This is a genomic window from Aliiglaciecola lipolytica E3 (genome assembly GCF_000314975.1).
GTDB classification, from domain to species: domain Bacteria; phylum Pseudomonadota; class Gammaproteobacteria; order Enterobacterales; family Alteromonadaceae; genus Aliiglaciecola; species Aliiglaciecola lipolytica.
In genome coordinates, this window is sequence record NZ_BAEN01000046.1 from 56,795 (window position 1) to 82,777 (window position 25,983).

Consider the following 25,983-nt stretch of genomic DNA (forward strand, 5'->3'; position numbering starts at 1 on the left):
AATTGTTGCTTGTGACAATTATAGAGTAGGACTAACTGAAAAGATCACTTAACCCAATTTAAACATGATAGCTAATATTAACGTCAATAGTGCTAAAAACATTAGTAATGTCTGATTGACACTATTCCAACTCCTTTGCAAATCAGCGAAGCGCACTTCTCGGATAGCACCTACCCGTTGAGAACGTACTTTTAGATTTTGGTAAAATGCGGGGCCACCTAATTGAAAGCCCATACTTCCGCCAATAATCGCCTTAACATAAGTACTATAATGCTGCGTTTGAGAAACCGATTTTAAACTTCTGTAAGCTCCAATGACATTGTTAGCAAGTGAAAAAATGAATAAGAAAAATACCTGAGGGATTAAAAACAGTATCTGACTAATAAGCGCTGCTGGAACGCCAAAATCTTGGTTTTTTCTTAGTTTTGTATTCCACGTCTGGCTTAGTTCAAAAAACATGCGCACAATCAAAGCAACTAGGCCGCCGGCAAGAACATACCAAAATAGGATTGAAAACTGTTGGTAGATAAAACGTTGGTTTAATGACTCAATCGCCGCTTTTGCTATCCCCATTGGTGTAAGTTTATCTGTTTCGCGTAACACCATGCCATTTAAATGGTGTCTCGCTAGATTCTTCTTGTCAGTTTTTAACGCCTTCTGAAGTGCTTTAAAATGTCGTCGAATAGGTTGAAACTGAATTGCCACAAGTAGCATTAGAGTATCAAAGAATAAAGGGTATTCGGCGAGCAACAACGGGATAGAAACAATCACTAAAATAGGTAATAGCAAAACAATTATGGCTAATGAACCCGAAATTCGACGCTGGGTTGAAGTGCGCGGTGAACTTGGGTTGACTTTAGCCGCTAAATTCAAAGCCATTAAACGTAAAAGTGTTAGCGGGTGCGCTTTTTCCGGCCACGGAATAATCCATTCCAATAGCAATGCCGCTACTACCACTAAAAGTGGTAAAAAACCGGAATCTACAAGCGCACTATAAATAGCCAACATAATCAGCTAAGGCTACTGTTGCGCCATTTCTGCAATCATACTCATGACTAGCTCAGCGGAATTTTTGGCAGCTTGGTCGATATACGATTTAAACGAGAGTGTAGACGTTTGCCCTGCAATATCGGACAAAGATCTGATGACTACAAATGGAGTATCAAGCATGTAACAAGTTTGGCCAATGGCTGCACCTTCCATTTCAACAGCGCGCATGTCCGGAAACAATCCTCGTAAACGAGAAGCTGCTTCGTCACAGCCGATAAAAGAATCTCCAGTACATATAAGTCCGCGTTTGCTTTTGACATGTACCACATCTTTAGCGGCATGTTCGGCAGCTTCAATTAATCTTTGGTCACAAGGGAAAATCGCTGGCATGCCAAACACTTGACCGCGCTCATAGCCAAAATGTGTTACATCAACATCGTGATGTTGCACACTGGTACCAATCACAAGATCCCCAATACTCAAATCAGTGTCAAAGCCTCCAGCTGAGCCTGTATTTACAACAAAGTCAGGGGCAAACCTATCGATTAGTACCGTGGTGGCGACTGATGCTGCTACTTTACCAATACCACACTTTACAACGACAACTTCCACACCGTGTAATTGACCAGAATAAAAGTTCAAGTGAGCGTATTCTGATATTTCGACGTTTTCTAGTGACTCTTTTAGCAGGGCCACTTCTTGATCCATAGCGCCTAGGATTGCTATTTTCATGATTTTTTTGGTTAATGGAATTTGCGCGGATTTTAATAGTTACCGGCTTAAATTGCGAGGCTTGAGGCAAGAATATATAAAATCAATCGTATTTATCGGTTTAATCAGCCCTTTGATTATCGAAAATAAGAGGGCTGATTAACAGCTTTGCTGCACCTTAAAGGAGAGTTAAGCTGCTACCGGTCGATTGGAGCGTAGTGGTCTTTTCGGCATATCTGCACGAGGGTTGTCAGGGTTACTGGTGCCCGGCACAACGGGTTTTGGCGTTTTACGTTGCATAGGTGCAAGCTTGGAGTCAATACAGTCTTTTATTTCTGTTTTGGTATAGCCGGATTTAACTTTAATGCGTAAATGTGGAATTCTGGCCGCGTCCAACGCACTACTCACATACCAATCTCGCTGGGTTTTGTAACCCTCTTTACCACTTTTATGAACTAAATCCACAGCTAGAACCGGGCTCATATCCGACTTATTACAAAGCACAAAATCCAATTGACGACTCGCTGCTTTCATCAATGCATTTTTGGCGGTTCGTTTGTCGGTATTTTGACGCAACGATACAATTTCTGACAGCCGAGTTCGACACAGTACTCGATATTTAGGTCCCATCGCACTTTCAATTAAATCAAGGAATGTAAGTTCGGTTTGTGTGAGCAAGGATGGCTTGCGCTTAAATGGAAATGACAAACCACCGTCATTGAGTTTAAGTGCACCTAACGCCACGATGATTAAGATCATCATTAGTATAATGGCTAATTCCATATGATATTTCCTCAAAAGAGACAAAAAATTGACGCTTTTGTCGATAAGCATCAATTATCAAAGATCGTATTAGGAAATAGCAAAGAGAGTGCCACAAGGCTGAAAGCATATTATTTATTTGTGGTTATATAACAAACCAGATGCAATGTTATGGTGATTTTTTCGAAAGGACTAGGATTTAACTAAAACGTCAACTTGTGTGCCCGCACCATCTTTAGAAATGATAATGATCTTATTTGCGCCGTCATATTCCATAAGAATTCGGCCTTTAAGCGCTTTAACCTGTTCAGCCTGACCAAGCTTTTCCGTATAAAACTGCTGAGTTGATTGCTGATCAGTGGACGCATGGTAGGTTAGACTAGCGGGTAATTCAGGCGCAAATATTTGGCACATCTTAGCTTTTGGAAATAACGGAAGTGCGTAAAATTCGGTTGGGCAAGTTTGTGAGGTCATTTGTACAGTTGCATTATCTTGAGCATAAGCATTCACTGAATGTAAAGCGAACGCGGTTATTCCTGCAATGTTTGCAAGCCTTTTTAAGGTTAAACTAAACTTCACTGATACTTTCCTGTCATAAATAATATCTGTTATATACCTATATCTTGTATCACACTATAGAAGTAGACAGGTTTTCGGGCAAGGTGATTAGCCTTCTTTAACGTATACAATTGAGTAATTCAGTATGATCAAATGGTTATTACGTCAATTTGCAGACTATTTAAGGCTCTTCTTATTTGCTGGTGGAGTGTTAATTGGCGTGCAAGCACCAGGATTTATGCAGCAATATCAGCAACGAGTTGAGGCGCATATGCTTGAAGCCAAACAAAATCTAGCCGGTTTTCAATTTACTGCGGACCGCTATTTTGACGGCAGTATTGAAAAGCTTATTGCGTACTATCGAGCTAGCGATGATCCTGTATTTAAACAAGATGCGAATAGTATTACTGCTATTTATCAGCGTGTAGAATTACTCGAAGGCGAATTTGCAGCTATGTCTCAACACCCCGTTAAACAAGCGTGGCATTTAATTAATGACGCTGATGAACAACTTAGGCTAGAAGCGTTTCACGGTTTTAACTTCACAGTACCACTCAATCCTTTAGCGCTTCTGTGGGGATTAGGTATCGCAATCTTGTTGTTGTTGACAATAGATACGACTGTATTCACGTGTCGAAAATGCGCTGAAAAGTTGCGTGGTCATCAGCATCACCACTCCTAACAACTCGTAACGATTTTTAAGGATTTTAGATTGAAAAATATGCAAATCGACATCGTATCCGACGTCTCTTGCCCATGGTGTATTATTGGGTATCAAGCACTTACCAAAGCCATCGATAATTTATCCTCAGAGATTGCGGTGGACATTCATTGGCAGCCATTCGAATTGAATCCGCAAATGCCACCTGAAGGTCAAGAAATTGGTGAGCACATCACCCAAAAATATGGCATCAGCCTGCAACAAGCGGAGCAAAACCGAGAAAATATTAAACAACGTGGTTTAGCCGTGGGCTATGAGTTTGGAAATCGTGGTGGAGGACGAATTTACAATACGTTTGACGCTCATCGTCTGCTGCATTGGGCTGCAGAGTTTGGCAAACAAACCGAATTGAAATTAGCTTTATTTGATTTATATTTCAAACAGTCAGGTAATCCGAGTGATCACCAGCAATTACTGGCGGTGGTTGAGCAAGTGGGTCTGGACAAAGAGAAAGCTGAAGCGATATTAAACAGTGATCTTTTTGAACAAGACGTACGAGCAGCGCAAACTCACTATCAAAAGGCTGGGATTCATTCGGTCCCAGCAGTGATAGTTAACAACAAGCATCTTATTAGCGGTGGCCAACCAGTAGAGGTGTTCGAACAAGCGCTTAGACAGATAGCGAAAGAAGAATAATGTCGCTAACGTAGGGCAATAAAAAAGGGCCGTACGGCCCTTTTTTGTTTTTTAAGCGTTAATTAAACACCTAGATAATCCATGATGCCGTCGGCTGCTTTGCGGCCTTCATCAATTGCAGTTACCACTAAGTCTGAGCCTCGTACCATGTCGCCGCCAGAAAATATTTTAGGGTTAGAGGTTTGGAACGGATAGCGACCTTGAGCAGGTGCACGAACTCGACCTTTTTCATCTAAAATAATGCCATAATCGGCAAACCAATTGGCAGGACTGGGCTGGAAACCAAAAGCAATTATAACTGCGTCTGCTTCTAGTACGTGTTCCGAGCCTTCAACTACGACTGGACGTCTTCTTCCTTGTGCGTCAGGTTCGCCCATTTCAGTTTTCACCAGTTTAACGCCACAGGCGTTGCCCGCGTCATCTACTGCAATATCCAATGGTTGCAGATTAAACTGAAACTCAACGCCTTCTTCTTTGGCGTTAACTACTTCACGACGCGAACCCGGCATACTATCTTCATCACGACGGTATGCACAGGTTACTGAACTGGCACCTTGGCGAATGGAGGTGCGTACGCAGTCCATGGTGGTATCCCCACCGCCTAACACAACTACTTTTTTACCTTTCATATCGATGAAATCAGTAGCTTGTTTTTCAATGCCCATTACGCGATTAATGTTGGCAATCAGGAAAGGCAGAGCTTCGTAAACGCCTTCGACACCTTCATTCTCGAATCCGCCTTTCATCGAGTTATAAGTTCCCATGCCAAGGAAAACCGCATCGTAATCATCCATTAAGGTTTGGAAATCAATATCTTTACCAATTTCGGTATTCAGTACGAATTCAACTCCCATATTAGTAAAGATTTCTCGGCGAAGTTTAATCACGTCTTTTTCTAGTTTAAAAGACGGAATACCGAAGGTAAGTAAGCCACCAATTTCTTCGTATTTGTCGAAGACTACTGGCTTAACGCCGTTTCGCACTAGTACGTCTGCGCAGGCAAGTCCAGCAGGACCTGCACCGACAATGGCCACTTTCTTGTCGGTTTTTACTACATCCGACATATCTGGTCGCCAGCCCATTTTAAACGCAGTATCGGTAATGTATTTTTCAATACTACCGATTGTCACCGCGCCAAAATCATCATTTAACGTACAGGCACCTTCGCAAAGTCTATCTTGTGGACAAACTCGTCCGCATACTTCCGGCAAACTATTAGTTTGATGAGATAGCTCTGCTGCTTCTAGAATTTTTCCTTCATTGGCTAGTTTTAGCCATTGAGGAATATAGTTGTGAACAGGACATTTCCATTCACAATAAGGATTTCCGCAGTCTAAACAACGATCTGCTTGCCCTTCTGTTTGTGACTGTGAAAGTGGCTGATAAATTTCGCCGAAATCCTCTTTGCGCATAATAATGGGCTTTTTAGGAGGATCGATTCTTTCTACATCTACAAATTGGTATACATTTTTAGCCATTTTTAAACCCTACCTCTACTGAGCCTGAATACGTAATTCTGCTGTTGACCGACTAATGTGGCCTAACAGGTTTTTCACGTCACTCGTCTTAGGTTTAATTAATCTGAATTTTTGCAACTGTTTCGAAAAGTCAGTCAATAACATAAGCGCATGCTCACTGCCTGTTTCTTCGTAGTGCTGATCAATCAATCCACGTAAATGTTCAGACAAAATGCCTTTCTCTTCAATCGGCATAATATCCACAAGTTCAGCATTCACACGGTGATCTAAATCATCAAATTCGTCATATAGATATGCGAATCCACCGGTCATACCGGCACCGAAGTTAACTCCTACGCTGCCAAGTACCGCCACGATGCCACCGGTCATGTATTCACAACCGTTGTCACCAGTGCCTTCTACTACGGCTATTGCACCAGAGTTACGTACACCAAAACGCTCACCTGCTTTACCTGCAGCGAATAGTTTTCCGCCAGTAGCACCATACAAACACGTATTCCCCATTATGGTACTGACATGCGGGTCAAAGGTGATATTTCTTGGTGGATAGATAACCAGTTTACCACCGGTCATACCCTTACCAACGTAGTCATTGGCATCACCACATAAGGTTAACTCAAGACCACCTGCGTTCCATACACCGAAACTCTGACCAGCAGTACCAGTTAGATGTACTTTAATCGGGTCGTCGTGCATTCCTTGATTACCATGCTGTTTAGCGATTTCACCAGATACAAGTGCGCCCACAGAACGGTCAGTATTACGAATCGAAAATGAAAGATTTGCACCGCTCATTTCACTGATAGCTGTTTTTGATGCAGCTAAAATTTGTTTGTTTAACAAACCTTCGTCTAGTGGCGTATTTGCGTCTTGTGAACAAAATAGTCTGGTATGAGAGCCTTCTTTCGGTTTCACCAACAGTGGACTGAGATCCAGTTTTTTCTGGCGGGCAGTTATCCCATCCAAAACTTTCAACAGTTCTGTGCGACCTACTAAATCTTCAAACTTAGCGATACCCATAGACGCCATGATTTCACGCACTTCCCGAGCAATAAACTGGAAGTAATGCATAACCATTTCAGGCAAGCCGATAAAATAATTATCGCGTAATTTTTCATCTTGCGTCGCGACACCTGTTGCACAGTTATTCAAATGACAAATACGTAAATATTTACATCCTAATGCGACCATTGGCCCTGTTCCGAAACCGAAACTTTCTGCACCTAAAATACCTGCTTTGACAACGTCAAGACCGGTTTTTAATCCGCCATCTGTTTGCACTCGAACTTTGTGACGTAAGCCATTCTCGACCAATGCTTGTTGAGTTTCTGCTAGACCTAGCTCAAACGGACTACCCGCATACTTAACAGAAGTTAATGGGCTAGCGCCCGTTCCGCCATCGTAGCCAGACACAGTGATTAAATCTGCATAGGCTTTAGCAACACCTGTTGCGATAGTTCCCACACCTGGCTCAGAAACCAGTTTTACAGAAATCAACGCAGTTGGATTAACTTGCTTTAAGTCAAAAATCAGCTGGGCTAAATCTTCAATCGAATAAATATCATGATGAGGCGGAGGTGAGATTAAAGTCACACCTGGAACTGAAAAACGCAGTTCAGCGATGTAATTATTTACTTTATCGCCTGGTAGCTGACCACCTTCACCTGGTTTTGCACCTTGAGCCACTTTGATTTGAATGACATTCGCATTCACTAAATAGTGTGGTGTCACGCCAAAGCGACCAGAAGCCACCTGTTTAATTTTCGAATTTTTCTCAGTATTGAAGCGTGCAGGATCTTCGCCACCTTCACCTGAGTTAGATTGTCCACCTAGACGGTTCATAGCAATCGCCAGCGCTTCATGTGCTTCTGGGCTGAGTGCACCAATCGACATTGCGGCAGTATCAAAACGCGGAAATAGGTTTTCAGCGGGTTCTACTTCACTAATATCAATCGGATCTGAATCGGGATTAAGGGCAAGCAAATCACGGAAATGAGCAGGCGATCGCCCGTTTACTAACTCAGCAAATACTTGATAATCTTCATATTTACCCGATTTCACAGCAACCTGTAATGTGGTTACTACATCTGGATTGTATGCGTGGTATTCCCCACCATGTACATACTTGAGTAAGCCACCATGTGACATTGGTTTGCGTTTTATCCAAGCAATTCTATTGAGGTTAATTTGGTCTTGTTCAAAGTCATCAAAACCGGTGCCTTGAATGCGGCTTGGAACACCTTTAAAGCACAATTCGGTGACTTCTTTGTTTATCCCAATCGCTTCAAACAGCTTGGAGCTACGATAACTGGCGACAGTACTGATGCCCATTTTGGACATGATTTTGTACAAGCCTTTGTTAATACCTTTACGGTAATTTAACGTTGCTTCTAATGCAGTCAGTTCAATCTCACCTTCGTCCACCATTTGCTCAATGGTTTCGTATGCTAAGAATGGGTAAACCGCTGTTGCACCCAATCCAATTAATACCGCGAAATGATGAGGGTCACGTGCTGACGCTGTTTCCACTACAATGTTAGCGTCACAACGAAGGGCTTTTTCGATTAAACGACGTTGCACTGCACCTACAGCCATAGCTGCTGGAATAGGCAATCTGTTATGTTTAATTTTGCGATCTGACAATATAACGAATGCAGCACGCTTCTGTTTGACTACATATTCGACTTCATTACAGATACGCTCAATTGCTTTTTTCAAGCCTTCTTCAGGTACATAATTTAAGTCGATAACTTCCGAATAATAATACTCAGAGTCATACTCGCGCAGTTGCTTTAAATCCGTGTACATTAAAATTGGAGAATTGAACAATACCCGATTGGCGTATCCAGAGGTTTCGCTGAACACGTTTTGTTCACGGCCAATACAGGTCGCTAACGACATCACGTGATTTTCACGTAACGAATCAATGGGCGGGTTTGTTACCTGAGCAAATTGCTGACGGAAATAGTCATACACAGTGCGTTGCTTAGACGACATCACAGCCATTGGCGTGTCGTCGCCCATTGAGCCTACCGCTTCTTGACCATCATTTGCCAGCACTTTGATAATTTGCTGATTTTCTTCATAACTATAATTAAACAGTTTGTGATAAGTGTTCATCATGTCATCGTCAAACGCACGTTGACCAATTTGACTGTAGTCACATTGTTCAATTGGCTTGAGGTGTTTGATATGCTGATCAATCCACTCTTTGTAAGGATGACGTGCTTTTAATTCTTCATCAATTTCATTTGAACGCCAAATTTTGCCGGTATAAGTATCAACAGCCAGCATTTCTCCGGGGCCAACGCGGCCTTTTTCTACCACATCTTCAGGTTTGTAATCCCAAATGCCTATTTCAGAGGCTAGCGTTATAAATCCGTCTTTGGTTAATACGTAACGCGCTGGACGCAAACCGTTTCTATCCAAATTACAGGCTACATGTCGACCGTTGGTCATTACAATGCCCGCTGGTCCATCCCATGGCTCCATGTGCATAGAGTTAAATTCATAAAAAGCACGCAAGTCATCATCCATGGTGCTGTTATTTTGATATGCAGGTGGCACCAATAAACGCATGGCTCTGAATAAATCCATTCCACCGGCCAAAAACAGTTCCAACATGTTGTCTAATGAAGAAGAGTCTGAACCCTCGACATTAACAAAAGGTGCTGCATCTTGCAGATCAGGTAGCAATGGTGTGATGAATTTTTTTGATCGCGCCTGAGCCCAATCTCGGTTACCTCTGATGGTGTTAATTTCACCATTGTGAGCTAAAAACCGGAATGGTTGCGCCAATGGCCACTTCGGTAATGTGTTTGTTGAAAAGCGCTGGTGAAAGACGCAAATCGCTGATTTTAGTCGTTCATCTGCCAAGTCTAAATAAAAGTTTGGCAAGTCTCTAGGCATCACCAAGCCTTTATAAATGGTGACTAATGCGGAAAGACACGCTATGTAAAAGTCAGTGTCTTCAACTAATCGTTTTTCCGTGCGTCTACGGGCCATAAATAAACGGCGTTCTAAGTCGCGTTTACGCCATCCAGGAGGAGCGTTCACGAAAATTTGTTCAATTTGCGGCACACCTTGCGCAGCAAGATCTCCCAAGATTGAATGGTCGACAGGAACTTTTCGCCAGCCAACGACGGCTAACGTTTCTTTTGATAGTTCTTCTTCTAAGATGTGACGGGCTGTTGCGGCTTTATCTTCGTCTTGGTTAAGGAATATCATTCCTACACCGTACTTTTTGCCTAATTTCCAACCGTTTTCTTCTGCGATGGTATTAAAAAACGCATCCGGTTTTTGCAGCAGCAATCCACAACCGTCGCCGGTTTTACCGTCAGCGGCAATACCGCCACGGTGCTGCATGCGATCAAGACCTTCAATTGCCGTTTTTACTAGTCTGTGACTAGCTTCACCGTGTGTATGGGCAATTAATCCAAAACCACAATTGTCTTTTGAATCATTTGGGTTATACAAACTCATTAACGTAACTCCTTCAACCTTTGACTGAGCAAGGTTGTACATGCCAACTGTTATGTTGGTTTTTTGCTGCAAAGGACCTGACTTCTGTGGTCAGCTTTGTCCTTTGCCGATTTAAAGTTGCTTTCTTGTCGTTAGTTGAGGGTACCAGCCGGTTATCGAATTTTTATGAATTTTTAGCCAAGCGGCCTGACAAAATACCGACATTAGAGGTAGAAATCAATTAGCACACTATGCGAATTAATTAATTTTTCTTATGCTCTGTAATTAAGATAAATAAAAATAAACTAAAACAACTAGTTAGCGGATTTATTGTGTATAACAATTGCGAATATATAAGCTCTTAATTTTACCTTTATATGTTAATAAAATGTATATTTCTGAGTGATTATAATAACAATCGCCTTTTTTATCCCGCTTTATTGGCATAATTATTTATTTAAACTGCATAAGTGTAAAGAACTAGCAAAGAATAATTTATATCATATTGTTTAGATTGATAATTATCATTTTGTACAAAATCTAGCCAAGAGTTGGTTTTAGACTCGCAGTTAGCTGCAAAAATCGCTTTAGATTCAGCGCTTAAAAAGTATCTTTCAAGCTTGTACTGAGCCTATGCGTATTTTAACCGCTTGCGCTTAAGCCCATTGTTTTCGTGGATATTAAATCTAAAGACAGAATATCTATGATTAAATGAAACGAAACGTTCACCTAAAGCATTGTTTCTTGATAGCATTAGCGTTCTACTTAAGAAGAGATCTCTTACATGCAGTCAAAAGCACCAATTGAATCCTGGGCCATCGGCGTTGCTCGATTTGTAACGCGCTTCGGTACATTGAAAATTAGCGTATTTTTTGTCCTTCTGACTTTGGCGTTTACCATCGGTGGCTCCTATTTGCTGCGTATGGCATTGAGCGGTGAAGTGGAAATTGAGGATTTTGTAAGCGCAGTTATATTAACAATGCTAAGCGCACCTTGGGTCCTGTATGTCTTTATTGAGTTGGTCAAACAACTCGAACAGTCTCGAGATAGCTTGAGCGAGGCAGTACAACAGCTTGAATTGATGCGCGAAGAAGATGTCCTGCGTAACCATGAATTGCAAATGAGCGTGCAAAAACTCAATTACGAAATTGAGCAACGAAAAAATGCACAACTAGAGCGGGAAATTGTATTTCATGATCTAGAAAGAGAAATCAAAGATAAATCAGATCAAGAGCTTGAGGCTAGGCGTTTATCAACCTTGCTGCGATTAATAATCGATGCCTCCCCTGACTTAATATACTATCGCAATGAAGAAGGTCAGTTTGCAGGATGCAACCGCGTCGCGGAACAAATGACAGGTAAAACAGAAGCTGAATTAATCGGCTTAACACCACATCAAGTTTACGATGAAGATCTTGCACGCCAAGTCGTAGCCAGCGACCATGAAGTATTGGAAACCAATGCTAGTATCACTGAAGAGTTGTGGTTGCGATTTGCTGATGGGCGTCGACGTTACTTTGAAATGCGTAAAGTGCCATTTTATGACAAAGATGGTAACCGTCTCGGGTTATTGGCTTTTGGCCGGGATATAACAGAGCGTAAACAAGCTGAAAATGCGGTGACGAAAGCCAATAAAGACAAAACGGCATTTATCGCTACCATTAGTCATGAGCTTAGAACACCTTTGAACGGTATTGTTGGCCTTAGCAGAATGTTACGAGATACCAGCTTGTCAGATGAGCAGTTTGCTTGGGTCAGTACCATTTATGCCAGCGCGATAACTTTGGGTAACATTTTTAACGATATTGTTGACCTAGATAAGCTCGATCGGGATCGACTGGAACTATCACTAAAAACCGTCTCTTTAAAAGAGTTTACCAATGAGTTGGGAAGTATTATTCAGCTCCTAGCTGCAGACAAAGGCTTAAGATTCGAAACGCAAATCATCGAGCCTATTCCTTTCCAAGTTGAAGCCGATGGTACGCGATTACGGCAAGTACTGTGGAATCTTCTATTTAACGCCGTTAAGTTCACCCAAAAAGGCAAAGTTAATTTAACCGTAGAAGCCACAGAAGAAAAGCCAGGTATAAGTTCAGTGAAATTCACTATTAAAGATACCGGTGTTGGGATCCCTAAATCTGAAATAGATAAAATCTTCGCGATGTACTATCAAGTCAATCATCCAGATCATCAATCCGCCACTGGAACCGGTATTGGTTTAGCGATTTGTAAAGAGATGGTGACTTTGATGAAGGGCGAAATTAAAGTGAATAGTGTGGTGGGCGAGGGCACCTGTTTTACAGTTGAATTGCCGTTAAAAATCAATAATACACCGTTGCAATTACAAGAGTTGCTAGTGCATGGTTTACAAATCCTTTTAGTCGAGGATATTGAGCTAAATGTCATGGTGGCTAAAGCGTTATTGGAAAAACTTGGGCAAACTGTGGAAGTGGCAATGAACGGCCAAGATGCGTTAAAAATGGCGCGTGAAAAACAATACGACCTAATACTGCTAGATATTCAGCTACCTGATATGACCGGTTTTAACGTAGCCAGTGTACTCCATGAAGAAGGGTTAGTAGAACAAACTCCGATTGTGGCATTGACGGCTAACGTCATAAAAACGCGTCAAGAGTATTTAAATAATGGAATGGATGATGTAATTGCCAAGCCGATTAAAAAGAGTCGCGTGATAGAGGTCTTTAATAATTTGTTTGCTGAACAGAAACATATTCCAGAATTTTCAGTCGAAGAAGCTAAGCCTAGTGATCTAGATGCCATTTTAGACTTAGATCTCTTACAAATGTTGGTAGATACCATTGGTCACGAAATGGTGCGCACAAGTGTCGGTGTTTTCCAAGAAAATATGCCCGATTACATGGAAATTCTGAAAATAAACTTAAGTGCAAATGACAAAGAAGAAGTCTGCTCGCAAGCGCATAAAATTAAAGGCGCAGCCGGTTCAGTTGGTCTAGCTCGTGTGCAGAAAATTGCTAATCGAATTCAGCAAGGAGACCATCCTACCTGGTGGGAAAATGTGCACGACTGGGTTGAAGAGTTGGAGATGGCAGAAACACAGGATTTAGCAAAGTTAAATGATTGGCTTAGTGCACAAAACATTGATGATTAATCAATCTGTAAAAGCATGGGCCTAAATTTCCCTATACGGGATTAGGCTCTTATTGCTTTTTTAGGGGATTGTTTAGCGTAAATAACCAAACCAATCCCGCCTAAGATAGCGATACTTGCAAACATCATTCGTATTGAAAGTAACTCACCTAATAGCAGTAAACCGCCTATAGCGGCAATGGCTGGTACGCTAAGCTGCAGCACTGCAGCAACACTAGCACGAAGATTGGGAAGGACCTTGTACCAGATGGTATAACCAAGCGCAGAGGTGAGTGTGCCTGACATGACACCATAAAGGATACCTGCGGTCTCGATACGATTCGAATCAATAAACAAAACAGGGATAAGTAACGCACTAATAAGTGCTGCGCGAATAAAGTTTGAACCCGTATCAATAAGTGGGGTGGTTGAGCCGGCGCCTATAATCGAATAAACCCCCCAACCAATTCCGGCAGAAGCCATGAGTATAACGCCTAACACAGATGGCGAGTTGGCACCGGGTGAAACGAGATACATAAAACCTGCAAACGCGATTAACACACCTAAACTTTCAATTCGGTTAAAGCGTTCGCCTTTTAGCCAGCTGATTGCCAACATGGTTATCTGAACGCAAGCAAATAAAATTAAGGCACCCATACCTGTATCTAAGTCAATATACGCATAAGAAAACCCAGCAGCATATACAAATAATGCAATTGCTGCCCGCCAGCTTCCTGCGGATTTGAGTTGGCTTAAATTACCATTGAAGCTCAGCACGAACAGTAGCATTATTGCGCCTGACCACAAACGCAGTAGCGTGAAAGAAGTGGCGTCTATGCTTGATTCAGCTAACGCAAGTCGGCATAAAATTGAATTTCCAGCAAACGCAAGTAGAGCGATAGCGGTATAAAAAATGAGTTGTGAAGAAGATTTAATAATGTTTTCTCGTTGATTAAACCAGCAATAAAGTAGCAGTGCCAAGAAACGCAAAAATACCAACTACATCAGTTATTGTGGTAAGTATGACACTGCCAGCTAAAGCGGGATCTATTTTTAGTTTTTTCATCACCAAGGGAAGGGTAGCACCGGCTAATCCTGCAGCAATCATGTTAATCATCATGGCAAAAGCGATAACACCACCTAACATCCAATCTTGCTTCCAAATCGCAATCACAGAAGCAATCAATACAGCCCAAATTGCACCATTAAAAAATCCAATAGCTAATTCTTTACTTATTAACCATTTTGAGTTTCCTGCACTGACGTGACCCAGCGCCATACCGCGGATAACTAAGGTTAGCGTTTGATTTCCAGCCACGCCTCCCATGCTCGGTACAATGGTATTCAGGATGGCTAAGACTGCCATTTGACTTAATGTGGCTTCAAACAAATCGCTCACAGCAGCGGCAAGAAGAGCGGTGACCAGATTTACAGCCAACCATACTGAGCGTCTTTGTGTACTTTGTAATACCGGTGCAAAGGTGTCTTCTTCGTCATCTAAACCCGCCATACTCATCATCGAGTGTTCTGCATCTTCGCGGATAATATCAACCACGTCATCAATGGTTATTCGACCCAATAATTGTCGATTGGAGTCGACCACAGGAGCAGAAAGCCAATCGTAACGAGCGAACAGTTTGGCAACATCTGTTTCTGGCATATTGACAGGTATTGCCTCGGCATCTTCATCCATTATGTCCTCGATACTTGAGTCTGGCATCGCCGTAAGTAACTTTGTTACCGGAACCGTGCCGATAAGGGTGTCATTACGACTCACAACATAAAACGTATCGGTACTTTCTGGAATTTCTCCTTTGAGGCGCAAATAGCGTAAAATCACTTCGATCGTCACATCACTTCTAAGTGTGATGGCGTCGGTATTCATAATGAAGCCTGCGGTATCTTCACCGTAAGACAGGGCTTTTTCGGCGCGCTGGCGGTCCTGTTCATCCATCGATTTGAGTACGTCTTTGGATACAGATTGTGGCAAACTGCTTAAGGTTTCCGCTAAGTCATCAATCTCCATGTCTTCTAGAGCATCGACGACTTTTTCCGGCATCATTTGAGTTATGATCCCGTTACGCACATCTTCTGAAAGTTCTTCTAATACGTCACCATAAAAATCGGCATCCAGCATATCCCAAAGTTCAGTTCTAGATTTGCTTGGTGAAGATTCTAGTAGAAGGGCAATATCGCATGCCGGCATATCATGGATGGTTTTTCGCACATGCATAAAGCGACCACTGTCCAAGGCTTGATTAATCGCCTTCAGTTGTCGTTGCGCGTGTTTTACCTCTAGTGCTTCTGCCATGAATATGCAGCTCAATGAAAAAACTTCTGATGTGAATAGTTTAGAGGACTAAGGGCGACAGGTCAGCAATTATTTGCGCAACTGCTGTTAAAGTAAGTCTATATTTTTTAGAGATTATTCGTCTTCGTGGAATTTCTCAACAATGAGTTTTTCAATGGCAGTCAATGCGGCTTCCGCATCAGCACCCTCACTAATCACAGTTACTTCTTTACCTTGTGAGCTTTCAAGCATCATTAGACCCAACACACTATTTGCAGATGCTGATTTTTCACCTTGTTGCAAAGTAACGTCGGCGTCATATTGATTAGCAACTTTGACTAATTCGGTTGCGGCCCTGGCGTGTAAGCCAAGTTTGTTGACAATCACTATTTGTTTTTCAAAACGGTTCATCGATTCAATTCACGGTGTCTAATTTGTACATCAGGGTGAGATGCTCTAAAGGTTTTCGCTAACGACTCTGCCACGTAAACCGAACGGTGCTGTCCACCAGTGCATCCAATTGCAACAGTTACATAACTACGATTATTGCGCTCTAAATGCGGTAGCCAAGTTGAAATTAAATTTTGAATTTGCCAGATAAATTTCGTCACAATCGGTTGTGAGCCTAGAAATATCTCTACGGGTGAGTCTAAACCGGTCAAATGTTTTAAATCGGGTTCCCAATGCGGGTTAGGCAAAAATCGAGCATCAAATACGTAGTCTGCATCTTTGGGAATGCCATATTTAAATCCAAACGATTCAAAAACCAATACAAGTCGAGAGCTTTTTTTCCCTAAAATCCGTTCGCGTACTAACTCAGCCAATTGATGAACTGAGAGTTTATCGGTATCGAGATATAAATCTGCTCGTTCAGCAATGGGCGCTAAAAGTTGCCCTTCAGCTTGGATTGCATCTGAAAGCGATTTATTTTGACGAGATAATGGATGCAATCGACGGGTTTCGCTAAAGCGTTTGATGAGCATGTCATCACTGGCATCCAGATAAACTATGGTCATATCCCAAGTCGCGGGTAAATAATCGAGAATTTCAACTAACTCTCCCGGTACTTTGGGTAAATTCCTAACATCTATACTCACCGCGACTTGGTCGTATTCATCAACCACGGTATGGGTTAGTGTCGGTAAAAGGTTTACCGGAATATTATCCACACAATAATACCCCAAATCCTCTAACGATCTTAGTGCGATTGATTTTCCGGAACCTGAACGGCCACTGATAATAATCAGTTTCATGTGATAATGGCCTCGTATAGTTGTGCATCACTTTCTGCACCGCGTATACGTTTTAGAATCTCTTTGTCACTCAGTTTTGAGGCAATTGTCGCTAACGTTTGTAAGTGTCCAGCAGCTTTATCTTCTGGCACAAAAATAGCAAAAAAAATGTCTACAGGGCAGTTGTCAATAGCATCAAAGCTGATGGATGGGGCACTTGTAAGAAGAATAGCAACAACGTCTTTTAAACCCGACAGTCTGCCGTGAGGTAAAGCAATACCATTACCTATTCCAGTACTACCCATCTTTTCACGGCTTACCAAACTATTTAAAATAGTAGTTTGGTCGATATCATTGATTTTTTCCGCAGCTAGTAGACTGATAGTTTCAAGAATGCGTTTCTTACTCGTCCCCTGGACTGCACAACTTGTGCAGTCAGGGGAAAGGATGTCTTTAATTTCCATTAATGAGGGCCTGTTGACCTATTGTGTAAAAGTTAATGACGTTTAATTTTTTCCTTGTGCTTGATCACTTGTCGATCAAGCTTGTCAATTAACCCGTCAATTGCTGCATACATATCGTTGTGTTCGGAAGTGGCAAACACTTCACCTCCACTGAGATGAACCGTCGCTTCCGCTTTTTGATTAAGTTTCTCGACATTGAGGATAACGTGGACATTATTGATGTGATCAAAATGCCTTTCCAGTTTCGTAAACTTGCTGTCTACATAGTCTCGCAAAGAATCTGTAATATCTACATGATGGCCAGTAAGGTTAATTTGCATATAGCGTATTCCTTCTGTTGTTGAGCCTACAGCAGGCTCTTGCGTTGGTTCGACGGTGGGATCGATAAAGACTCCCGGTACTTTGCTATTGTTCTGCGGGCAACCTGAATACCTTGGTCCGCCAGCAGATCAGCAATCTTGCTATCGCTCAGAGGTTTAGTTGCAAGCTCTGCAGCGACAAGTTTTTTAATTAGCGCGCGTATGGCGGTTGAAGAACACTCTCCCCCCGAATCCGTTGCAACATGACTGGAGAAAAAGTACTTAAGTTCGTAGATCCCTCTAGGAGTATGCATGTATTTCTGGGTTGTCACACGAGAAATTGTTGATTCATGCATATCTACCATTTCTGCGACATCATTTAACACCATTGGTTTCATCATTTCTGGGCCATGCTCAAAAAAACCAACCTGTTGTTGAACGATACAGTTAGCAACTTTAAGCAATGTGTCATTTCGGCTTTCGAGACTTTTAATAAACCACTTTGCTTCTTGCATGTGTGAACGAATGAACTGGCTGTCACTTGTGTTCTTCGCATTTCGACTCATTGCCGCGTATTGCTGATTAACATTTAATTTTGGTAAGCTGTCAGGGTTCAACTCGACCTGCCAACGCCCATTCTTTTTCATTACTGAAACATCTGGTATAACGTATTCAGGCTCACCAATAAGCAGCGCACTGCCCGGACGTGGATTTAAGGTTTGCAACAAGCGTATAGCTTCACGTAATTCATCTTCTTTAAGACGAGATTTACGCATTAAAGTTCGGTAATCTTTATTACTTAATAAGTCGGCATAATCACTAATGATTAATTTTGCTTCATTTAACCAAGGCGTATCAGCAGCAAATTGATTCATTTGTACCATGAGACATTCTTGAGGAGTGCGAGATCCTGAACCGATTGGATCAAACATCTGAATGCGCTTCAAAACACATTCAACTTCATCTAACTCAACATCTTCATGATCAAGACTGGCAAGCACTTCTTCTGTGCTTATGGTTAAGTAGCCTGACTCATCAATTGAATCAATGATAGCAACTGCGATAGCTGCATCGACTTCTGAAAACGGCGTTAAGCGCATTTGCCAAAGTAAATGATCTTGGATATTTTCGCTGGTCTCACCTTGGAAAATTTGGTCGTCGTCACCACCACCGCCACTACTGATAGAAGCTGGCGCTGAGGACGCACTTATATACTCATCCCAAGTGCTGTCTATTGGCAATTCGTCTGGAATATCGCCTTTTTCAAGCGCCTCGTTTGTGTCCATCGAGTCTGAGCTAGCAGATACCGTCTCTTCAGAGAGTTTGTCATTGCTATCAGCTAATGCGGAATCTCCAGAAGGCGTGTCTGAGCTATCTTCTATTTCAAGTAGTGGATTGGACTCTAACGCTTCTTGTATTTCCTGCTGTAAATCCAGCGTAGATAACTGCAAAAGACGGATAGCCTGTTGAAGCTGAGGCGTCATTGTAAGTTGCTGGCTGAATTTTAATTGTAACGAGGGTTTCATTTAGTTTTTATTTTCTTACTTAGTTTAGCCACAAAGCTTTGGTTAAAAACAACATACCTGTACTATAGCTTGAATTGCTCGCCTAGGTATACATCTCTGACTTGTTGATTATTTAAAACCTCTTCTGCTGTTCCAGAAGCAATTAATTCACCATGACTCACAATATACGCTTTTTCACAAACGTCTAGCGTTTCACGTACATTATGATCAGTAATTAGTACGCCAATTCCTCTGTCTCTTAGATGCTGAATTATTTTTTTAATATCATTAACGGAAATAGGATCAACACCTGCAAAAGGTTCATCTAATAATATAAATTCAGGTGATGCGGCAAGTGCACGTGCAATTTCCACTCGCCTGCGTTCACCACCTGATAAGCTCATGCCAAGACTATTTCTAATATGGTTAATATTAAATTCGTCAAGTAGGGCATCAGCTTCTTGTTCTCTTTGTTCTGCACTTAACTCTTTACGCGTCTGTAAAATCGCCATAATGTTTTGGTACACTGTTAGCTTACGAAATATAGACGATTCTTGTGGCAAATAGCCAATGCCTTTACGTGCGCGAATATGCATGGGCTGCAAGGTTAATTCCGTTTGATCAATATAAATATCACCTTTATCCAACGGAACTAAGCCAACGATCATATAGAAGGTAGTTGTTTTTCCTGCCCCATTTGGACCTAACAAACCAACGATTTGACCGGTGGAAACCTCGATACTTACATTTCGTACTACTTGCCTTGATTTATACGATTTAGCTAAACTTGTCGCTTTCAACGTGGCCATTAGGGTTTTTCATCCTGCGGCGATTGTTGTTGCTTGCTGTCTTCTTGCTTTTTATCTTCAGACTGCTTATTTCGAATACTTTCAGGTTGAAAAATGGCTGTGACGCCGCCGTCATCGTTACTGCTACTTTCAGCGATTAACTGCTCTAATTCCATATTGAATAAAATCGATTCGCCTTTCACTAAGCTACTATCTTGATTCAATTCGGCTGCACCGTTAAGAGTAAGTGTGCGATTAGATACTTCATATTTAATTTCATTGGCGGCAGCACTTATATTGCTACCATCATCTAAAGTTTGACTGTATTTAGCGGGATTCCCACGCGCTATAAAGACTTCTTTGCCGTCACCAAGTCCTGCAATAACTTCTACTTCATCGGCAAGAATCTCAAGGCTACCTTGAGTTATCTTAACGTCTTTTCTAAATATCGACGTTTTAGTTTTGCCGTCAAAAAAGTTGGATTTAGAATCAACTTTTATGGGTAAGTTAAAGTCGTTTTCACCAGCTTTAGTCGAGACACTAAAAACCAAAGTGAGTATAAAAGCACTAACGAGGCGCATATTGAGTTTGCACATGATTTTTAAGTTCATATTCCTGAGTAGTTAAATTTGCTATAAACCCATTACTTGTTACAACAAAATCTTTTCCGTTAATTTCCACCGGCTCATCTGACATCATGGTTTTATCGACTAAATTAATCTCTAAAAACTGTGTTCTTATCGTTTGCACAAAACCGGAATCATCCAGACTACGGATTTCTACATCAGTTTCCAACTGAATACGATTATCTTCGTACAGAGTGCCTTCACTCGCTTCTACATGCCAAGGGTTTTGTTCATCAGAAACGTAAATAGTATATCTGGGTTGGCTAAATAATGTGAAACCTAGAATTTGATAATGTTCCATTTTCAGGGCGAAAACTTGGTGATTGATTTCTCCGTTTTCATTATAAAGTGTACTACGCATATTTCGTGCTTGGTAATTTGGCTGCCATGAATCTTCATTTTCTGAATTAGATTGTTCAGGATCAGCCTCCATCCAAGACGGCACATATATCATCAAGATTAGCACAAACAAAATGCTAATGCTTAAGGTGATACGATTCATACACTACTACCGTAAATACGATTTAATTTGTTGTTTGCAAATAAAATCAAATCACAAATCTCTCTGACTGCACCAGCACCGCCGTTAGTCTTAGTAACGTATTCAGCCGCTGACCGCACATAAGGATGCCCATTCGGGACGCTGATAGATACATTGCTTAGTTCAAACATGCCAACATCTGGCATATCGTCACCCATTGATGCAATATTTTCTTTCTTTAAATTTAGTCCAGCTTTTAATTTTTGGACGGCATTTTTCTTGTCTTCCACACCTTGCACTATCAGCGATACACCTAGGGCGGACATTCTATTTTCAACAATCGCTGATTGTCGGCCAGTTACAATGGCCACATCGATACCAATTTTTAGCATCGACTTTACACCGTAACCATCGAGAGTATGAAATGCTTTTAGCTCTTCCCCGTTATTGCCCATGTAAATGCTTCCGTCAGAAAACACACCATCCACGTCACAAACTAACAATTTAATTTTGCTAAGCTTATGAATAAAATGGTTATTAACTGGTCCATATAAAGTTTCAATGGTTGACACTATACAACTCCAGCCTTTAGTAACATATGCATATTTAGCGCTCCAACAGGTTTGTTTTCATCATCAACAGCAAACATTGAGTTAATTCTGTGTTTTTCCATTAAATTTAAGCCTTCAACGGCTAACATGTTTGGTTTTCCGGTTTTACTGTTTACCGTCATAACTTGCGAAACAGGAGTCGAATGAATGTCTATTCGGTCATCCAGTATGCGGCGTAAATCACCATCGGTAAAAATCCCGACTAATTTGCCCGAATCATCGACAATACCTGTCATACCTAATCCTTTTTTAGAAATTTCGAATAAGGCACTTCGAACCGTTTGGTTTAATTCGACTAACGGTAGTTCATCACCTGTGTGCATGATATCCGCTATTGTTAACAACAGTCTTCTACCTAAACTCCCGCCTGGATGCGACAATGCAAAATCAGCCGAAGTAAAACCGCTTGCGTCTAACAAGGCGACTGCAAGCGCATCGCCCATTGCTAACGTCGCTGTTGTGCTGGCAGTAGGGGCTAATCCTAAAGAGCAGGCTTCTTGCTCTACTTTAATACACAAGACCGCGTCAGAATGTTTGCCTAGTGAACTTTTGGTGCTGTTGGTCATTGAGATAATAGGAATTTCTAGACGTTTTACCACCGGAATGAGATTCAATAGCTCACCGGTTTCACCTGAATTTGAAATGGCCAATAAAACATCTTGATCGGTAATCATGCCCAAATCGCCATGGTTTGCTTCACCTGGGTGCATAAAAAATGCTGGAGTTCCTGTACTGGCAAGCGTTGCGGCAATTTTATGGCCTATATGGCCAGACTTACCCATGCCAGAAACTACCACTTTCCCTTTGCAATTACGGATGATCTGACAGCTTTTTTCAAAACTACCGTCAATATACTGTTTTAACTGAACAATTGCTTGTGACTCAATTTCCAACACTTTAAGTGCTGATTTGATATAAGCTGAAGACATAAAGGATTCGCTTTAATTAAATAAACAAAAATACGCAATAAGCCAAATAACTAGCCACAAAGGCTACGCCTTCCCAACGATTTATTCGCCTCGTACCACGCACATTAAAACTAAATACAATCAATAACACAGTGACAATAAGCATTACATACATATCTCTGCTGGCAACATTTGCGTCAATGATGCTTGGCGCTAATAAGCCTGGCATTGCCAAAACTGCAAGAATGTTAAATATATTTGAACCAATGATATTGCCTAATACCATGTCGTCTTCACCTTTCATAACACCGGCGATACAGGCAGCTAATTCGGGGAGACTTGTGCCTAAAGCAATAATCGTCAATCCGATTAATAGTTCACTCATGCCCAGGTAGCGAGCAATATGCACGGCTGAATCAACCATGAAATGTGCACTCAATGGCAGAAATATTAATCCAAGTATTACCCAAAATATTGCTTTGGACGGCGGCACATCTCGCGGTATTTCGTCAGCAGTTTCAGAGTGCAAAGGATCATTTTTCTCTGCGTGTAAAGAAATCCAGGTTAATCCACCGATACTAAACACAAATAGAATGATTAGCACAACACCTTCATAAAATGCCAGATGGCCGTCGGCTAAAAAGTACACAGATAATAAGGTCACAGCTAACAAAACGGGCAATTCACGTTTTATGGTACTGCTAGAGACCATTAATGGTTTGATGATTGCCGTGATACCTAATACCAATGCAATGTTGGTTATATTCGAACCGATGGCATTTCCGACCGCAGTATCAGGATTGTTACTTAACGATGCTGTGGCTGATACGACAATCTCCGGGGCGGATGATCCCATCGCGACTATCGTCAATCCAATGACCATAGGTGAAACGCCTATATTTGTGGCAAGGGCAGATGCACCAAATACAAATCGGTCAGCACTCCAACTAAGTGCTGCTAAACCCGCTAAAAATATGAGAACTTCTAAAATCACAGGACTATTTCTTTAAAAAACAATGATATGATTATCGCAAAATACATAAGCAATTCCTAATGTCGAGCCAATAATAAATTAAACTAGTAAATAATGTCGTATTTTTCAGGTGTTTTTCAGAGTTATCAATTCGCTGTTTAAATTCTTACTTAAGAATATTGTGATCTGAGTGGAGGATATCAAGCGTAATATAGCTTAAATTAACCAGTGGTTTGCATAAATGCGTCGATTTGACCTGATTATCCTACACTAAGCAATGAATACTTTCGATACGCTTTGTTACAAATCGAAGCAGTTAATCAACAGTTCCAATTAATCTATACTGGTAGAATGTTTGCAACACAGCTAAGAGGTTTTTGTAGGTTGCGCTCGATTAATTGTTTATTGGCCTTGAAAAACAGTAAAATGGCCTTAAATTGTCGCCTCAATTGAAACATTTTTAGCAATTGTCATGTCTATGCTTCTAGGCCACACGGAGTTCCAGTGAATAATTTGATAGAAATAGAGAATTTGACCTTTAAACGAGGGGATCGTGTTATTTACGATAATATCTCGTTGCAGATACCAGAAGGCAAAACGACTGCGGTTATGGGACCAAGCGGGATAGGCAAAACGACACTATTGAAACTCATCGGTGGACAATTGCGACCTGATAGTGGCGATATTAAATTCCGTGGGGAGTCCATTCCAGGAATGAGTCGTAAGCGATTATTTGATGTTCGTCGGCAGATGAGCATGTTGTTTCAAAGTGGCGCGCTATTCACCGATATCAGTGTTTTCGATAATATTGCTTATCCATTAAGAGAGCACAGCAATTTATCTGAAGAACTCATTAACACGGTTGTATTGATGAAACTTCAAGCGGTGGGATTACGCGGTGCAGCACACCTAATGCCAAGTGAATTGTCTGGTGGTATGGCAAGACGTGCAGCATTAGCTAGAGCTATTGCTCTGGACCCCGAACTAATCATGTACGACGAACCATTTGCTGGTCAGGATCCTATTTCCATGGGAGTGTTAGTTAAATTAATAAAAGAATTAAACAACGCGCTTAATTTAACCAGCGTGGTGGTGACTCATGACGTAAATGAAGTGATGAGTATTGCCGATCACGTCTATATCATGGCGGAAAAGAAAATTATTGGTTCTGGAACGCCGGAACAAATTAAACAAAGTGATTCAGAGTTGGTGCAGCAATTTTTACGGGGTAAAGCAGATGGACCTGTGCCATTCCACTATCCAGCAAAGACGCTGGAGCAAGAATTTTTAGGAGTGAAATAGTGGATTGGATAGCAAAACTAGGACGAACGACCCTAAATAGATTTGCCGCAATCGGCCGCGCAACCGGTTTACTGTTGGGATCGTTAATCGCTATTCCTCAAGTGAAAAATATTCCGCTAACTATTAAGCAAATTTATGTTGTTGGCGTAAAATCGTTATCAATTATTGTCGTGTCGGGTTTATTTATCGGCATGGTAATGGCGTTGCAAGGTTATACTATTTTAGTTGATTACGGGGCTGAAGGTAGTTTGGGACCAATGGTCGCTTTGTCTATCTTACGAGAATTAGGACCTGTGGTAACTGCCCTGTTGTTTGCCGGTCGAGCTGGCTCTGCGTTGACCGCTGAAATCGGCTTAATGAAAGCGACCGAGCAGTTAAGTAGTTTGGAAATGATGGCAGTTGATCCATTGCGTCGTATCGTCGCACCGCGATTATGGGCGGGGTTAATTTCAATGCCTATGTTAACGTTGATTTTTAGCGCAGTAGGTATTCTAGGTGGACATCTCGTTGGAGTAGAGTGGCTTGGGGTTGACGCTGGCAGTTACTGGTCAATCATGCAATCGACAGTTGAATGGAACGAAGATGTGATGAATGGTGTCATTAAAAGTGTATTTTTTGCTTTTGTGATCACTTGGATAGCAATTTTTAAAGGTTATGATTCAGTGCCAACCTCTGAAGGGATTAGTGCAGCGACAACACAAACAGTTGTTTATTCGTCTTTAGCTGTACTTGGTTTGGATTTTGTTTTAACCGCGATTATGTTTGGAATAGAGTGAGGATAACGGCATGACTTCAAGGAAAACTGAAATATTAGTGGGTTTATTTGTTGCGCTAGCGATTGCAGCATCGCTAATGTTAGCTTTAAAGGTCGCAAACCAAGGCTCAATTGGGCAAGGTGAGTCTTATACACTCTATGCTAAATTTGATAATATTGGCGGATTAAAAGAGCGTTCTTCTGTCAAGGTTGGAGGCGTTGTAATTGGCCGTGTTGAAAAAATTAAACTCGACCCTGAAGATTTCACTCCTGTGGTCACATTGAGTATTTCTAAAACCTACAATCAATTTCCTGAAACGAGCTC

General features: G+C 41.5%; 25 protein-coding genes. 6 read left to right on the forward strand and 19 right to left on the reverse strand.

Annotated features, from left to right (window positions below):
- Window positions 1-48: 48 nt before the first annotated feature.
- The 4 genes from GLIP_RS11835 to GLIP_RS11850 all read right to left on the reverse strand — a co-directional run bounded on the left by GLIP_RS11835 (window position 49) and on the right by GLIP_RS11850 (window position 3,042).
- A complete protein-coding gene (locus GLIP_RS11835) occupies window positions 49-1,008 on the reverse strand; it encodes a cobalamin biosynthesis protein CobD/CbiB (protein ID WP_008844868.1) in 960 nt (319 codons plus the stop codon).
- A 12-nt stretch (window positions 1,009-1,020) separates the two neighbouring features.
- Complete coding sequence (locus tag GLIP_RS11840; RefSeq protein ID WP_040522762.1) at window positions 1,021-1,722, reverse strand: 5'-methylthioadenosine/adenosylhomocysteine nucleosidase; 702 nt, start codon at window positions 1,720-1,722, stop codon at window positions 1,021-1,023.
- Between the two features lie 168 nt (window positions 1,723-1,890).
- The gene (locus GLIP_RS11845) at window positions 1,891-2,484 is read right to left on the reverse strand and encodes a DUF2726 domain-containing protein (RefSeq protein ID WP_008844870.1); all 594 of its coding nucleotides are present in this window, start codon (window positions 2,482-2,484) and stop codon (window positions 1,891-1,893) included.
- Window positions 2,485-2,655: 171 nt separating this feature from the next.
- A complete protein-coding gene (locus GLIP_RS11850) occupies window positions 2,656-3,042 on the reverse strand; it encodes a hypothetical protein (protein ID WP_008844871.1) in 387 nt (128 codons plus the stop codon).
- Between the two features lie 124 nt (window positions 3,043-3,166).
- Between GLIP_RS11850 and GLIP_RS11855 the strand changes: the two genes are divergently transcribed.
- A complete protein-coding gene (locus GLIP_RS11855) occupies window positions 3,167-3,703 on the forward strand; it encodes a DUF2937 family protein (RefSeq protein WP_008844872.1) in 537 nt (178 codons plus the stop codon).
- Between the two features lie 39 nt (window positions 3,704-3,742).
- A complete protein-coding gene (locus tag GLIP_RS11860) occupies window positions 3,743-4,378 on the forward strand; it encodes a DsbA family oxidoreductase (protein ID WP_040522783.1) in 636 nt (211 codons plus the stop codon).
- A gap of 62 nt (window positions 4,379-4,440) precedes the next feature.
- Here GLIP_RS11860 and GLIP_RS11865 read toward each other — a convergent pair whose 3' ends face one another.
- Window positions 4,441-5,856, reverse strand: a complete 1,416-nt coding sequence (locus tag GLIP_RS11865; RefSeq protein WP_008844874.1) for an FAD-dependent oxidoreductase — start codon at window positions 5,854-5,856, stop codon at window positions 4,441-4,443.
- Window positions 5,857-5,871: 15 nt separating this feature from the next.
- Complete coding sequence (gene gltB / locus GLIP_RS11870) at window positions 5,872-10,338, reverse strand: glutamate synthase large subunit (protein WP_008844875.1); 4,467 nt, start codon at window positions 10,336-10,338, stop codon at window positions 5,872-5,874.
- A gap of 763 nt (window positions 10,339-11,101) precedes the next feature.
- On the opposite strand from gltB, the gene arcB reads away from it, so the two are divergent.
- A complete protein-coding gene (gene arcB / locus GLIP_RS11875) occupies window positions 11,102-13,447 on the forward strand; it encodes an aerobic respiration two-component sensor histidine kinase ArcB (protein WP_008844877.1) in 2,346 nt (781 codons plus the stop codon).
- Window positions 13,448-13,488: 41 nt separating this feature from the next.
- On the opposite strand, the gene GLIP_RS11880 is transcribed toward arcB, so the two are convergent.
- From GLIP_RS11880 to GLIP_RS11940, 13 genes are all read right to left on the reverse strand, one after another.
- Window positions 13,489-14,406 carry a DMT family transporter gene (locus tag GLIP_RS11880; RefSeq protein ID WP_322786221.1) on the reverse strand — a complete coding sequence of 306 codons (918 nt, stop codon included), beginning with the start codon at window positions 14,404-14,406 and terminating at the stop codon, window positions 13,489-13,491.
- Window positions 14,378-15,736, reverse strand: coding sequence for a magnesium transporter (gene mgtE, locus GLIP_RS11885; RefSeq protein WP_008844880.1), 1,359 nt, complete (start codon window positions 15,734-15,736; stop codon window positions 14,378-14,380). The genes GLIP_RS11880 and mgtE overlap by 29 nt, the downstream gene beginning before the upstream one ends.
- Before the next feature lie 114 nt (window positions 15,737-15,850).
- Entirely contained in the window at window positions 15,851-16,126 is a 276-nt protein-coding gene (locus tag GLIP_RS11890; protein ID WP_008844881.1) for an HPr family phosphocarrier protein, read from the reverse strand.
- A complete protein-coding gene (gene rapZ, locus GLIP_RS11895; RefSeq protein WP_008844882.1) occupies window positions 16,123-16,968 on the reverse strand; it encodes an RNase adapter RapZ in 846 nt (281 codons plus the stop codon). Before rapZ ends, GLIP_RS11890 begins: the two co-directional genes overlap by 4 nt.
- Window positions 16,965-17,411 carry a PTS IIA-like nitrogen regulatory protein PtsN gene (gene ptsN / locus GLIP_RS11900; RefSeq protein ID WP_008844883.1) on the reverse strand — a complete coding sequence of 149 codons (447 nt, stop codon included), beginning with the start codon at window positions 17,409-17,411 and terminating at the stop codon, window positions 16,965-16,967. Before ptsN ends, rapZ begins: the two co-directional genes overlap by 4 nt.
- 32 nt (window positions 17,412-17,443) lie before the next feature.
- Entirely contained in the window at window positions 17,444-17,731 is a 288-nt protein-coding gene (gene hpf / locus GLIP_RS11905; protein WP_008844884.1) for a ribosome hibernation promoting factor, read from the reverse strand.
- A gap of 26 nt (window positions 17,732-17,757) precedes the next feature.
- The gene (locus GLIP_RS11910; RefSeq protein ID WP_008844885.1) at window positions 17,758-19,236 is read right to left on the reverse strand and encodes an RNA polymerase factor sigma-54; all 1,479 of its coding nucleotides are present in this window, start codon (window positions 19,234-19,236) and stop codon (window positions 17,758-17,760) included.
- A gap of 62 nt (window positions 19,237-19,298) precedes the next feature.
- Window positions 19,299-20,024, reverse strand: a complete 726-nt coding sequence (lptB, locus tag GLIP_RS11915; protein WP_008844886.1) for an LPS export ABC transporter ATP-binding protein — start codon at window positions 20,022-20,024, stop codon at window positions 19,299-19,301.
- Window positions 20,024-20,584: a lipopolysaccharide transport periplasmic protein LptA gene (gene lptA / locus GLIP_RS11920; protein ID WP_008844887.1), complete on the reverse strand. Its 561-nt coding sequence runs from the start codon at window positions 20,582-20,584 to the stop codon at window positions 20,024-20,026. The genes lptB and lptA overlap by 1 nt, the downstream gene beginning before the upstream one ends.
- Entirely contained in the window at window positions 20,571-21,131 is a 561-nt protein-coding gene (lptC, locus tag GLIP_RS11925) for an LPS export ABC transporter periplasmic protein LptC (RefSeq protein WP_008844888.1), read from the reverse strand. Before lptC ends, lptA begins: the two co-directional genes overlap by 14 nt.
- On the reverse strand, window positions 21,128-21,682 hold the full coding sequence (gene kdsC / locus GLIP_RS11930) for a 3-deoxy-manno-octulosonate-8-phosphatase KdsC (RefSeq protein WP_008844889.1): 555 nt from the start codon (window positions 21,680-21,682) through the stop codon (window positions 21,128-21,130). Before kdsC ends, lptC begins: the two co-directional genes overlap by 4 nt.
- Window positions 21,682-22,650, reverse strand: a complete 969-nt coding sequence (locus GLIP_RS11935; RefSeq protein ID WP_008844890.1) for a KpsF/GutQ family sugar-phosphate isomerase — start codon at window positions 22,648-22,650, stop codon at window positions 21,682-21,684. The genes kdsC and GLIP_RS11935 overlap by 1 nt, the downstream gene beginning before the upstream one ends.
- 16 nt (window positions 22,651-22,666) lie before the next feature.
- A complete protein-coding gene (locus tag GLIP_RS11940; RefSeq protein WP_008844891.1) occupies window positions 22,667-23,623 on the reverse strand; it encodes a calcium/sodium antiporter in 957 nt (318 codons plus the stop codon).
- A 483-nt stretch (window positions 23,624-24,106) separates the two neighbouring features.
- On the opposite strand from GLIP_RS11940, the gene mlaF reads away from it, so the two are divergent.
- The 3 genes from mlaF to GLIP_RS11955 all read left to right on the forward strand — a co-directional run.
- Window positions 24,107-24,904, forward strand: a complete 798-nt coding sequence (gene mlaF, locus GLIP_RS11945) for a phospholipid ABC transporter ATP-binding protein MlaF (RefSeq protein ID WP_008844893.1) — start codon at window positions 24,107-24,109, stop codon at window positions 24,902-24,904.
- A complete protein-coding gene (gene mlaE, locus GLIP_RS11950) occupies window positions 24,904-25,680 on the forward strand; it encodes a lipid asymmetry maintenance ABC transporter permease subunit MlaE (protein ID WP_008844894.1) in 777 nt (258 codons plus the stop codon). The genes mlaF and mlaE overlap by 1 nt, the downstream gene beginning before the upstream one ends.
- Before the next feature lie 10 nt (window positions 25,681-25,690).
- Window positions 25,691-25,983 (forward strand): MlaD family protein (locus tag GLIP_RS11955; protein ID WP_040522764.1); only part of this gene is annotated, 293 nt, incomplete at its 3' end.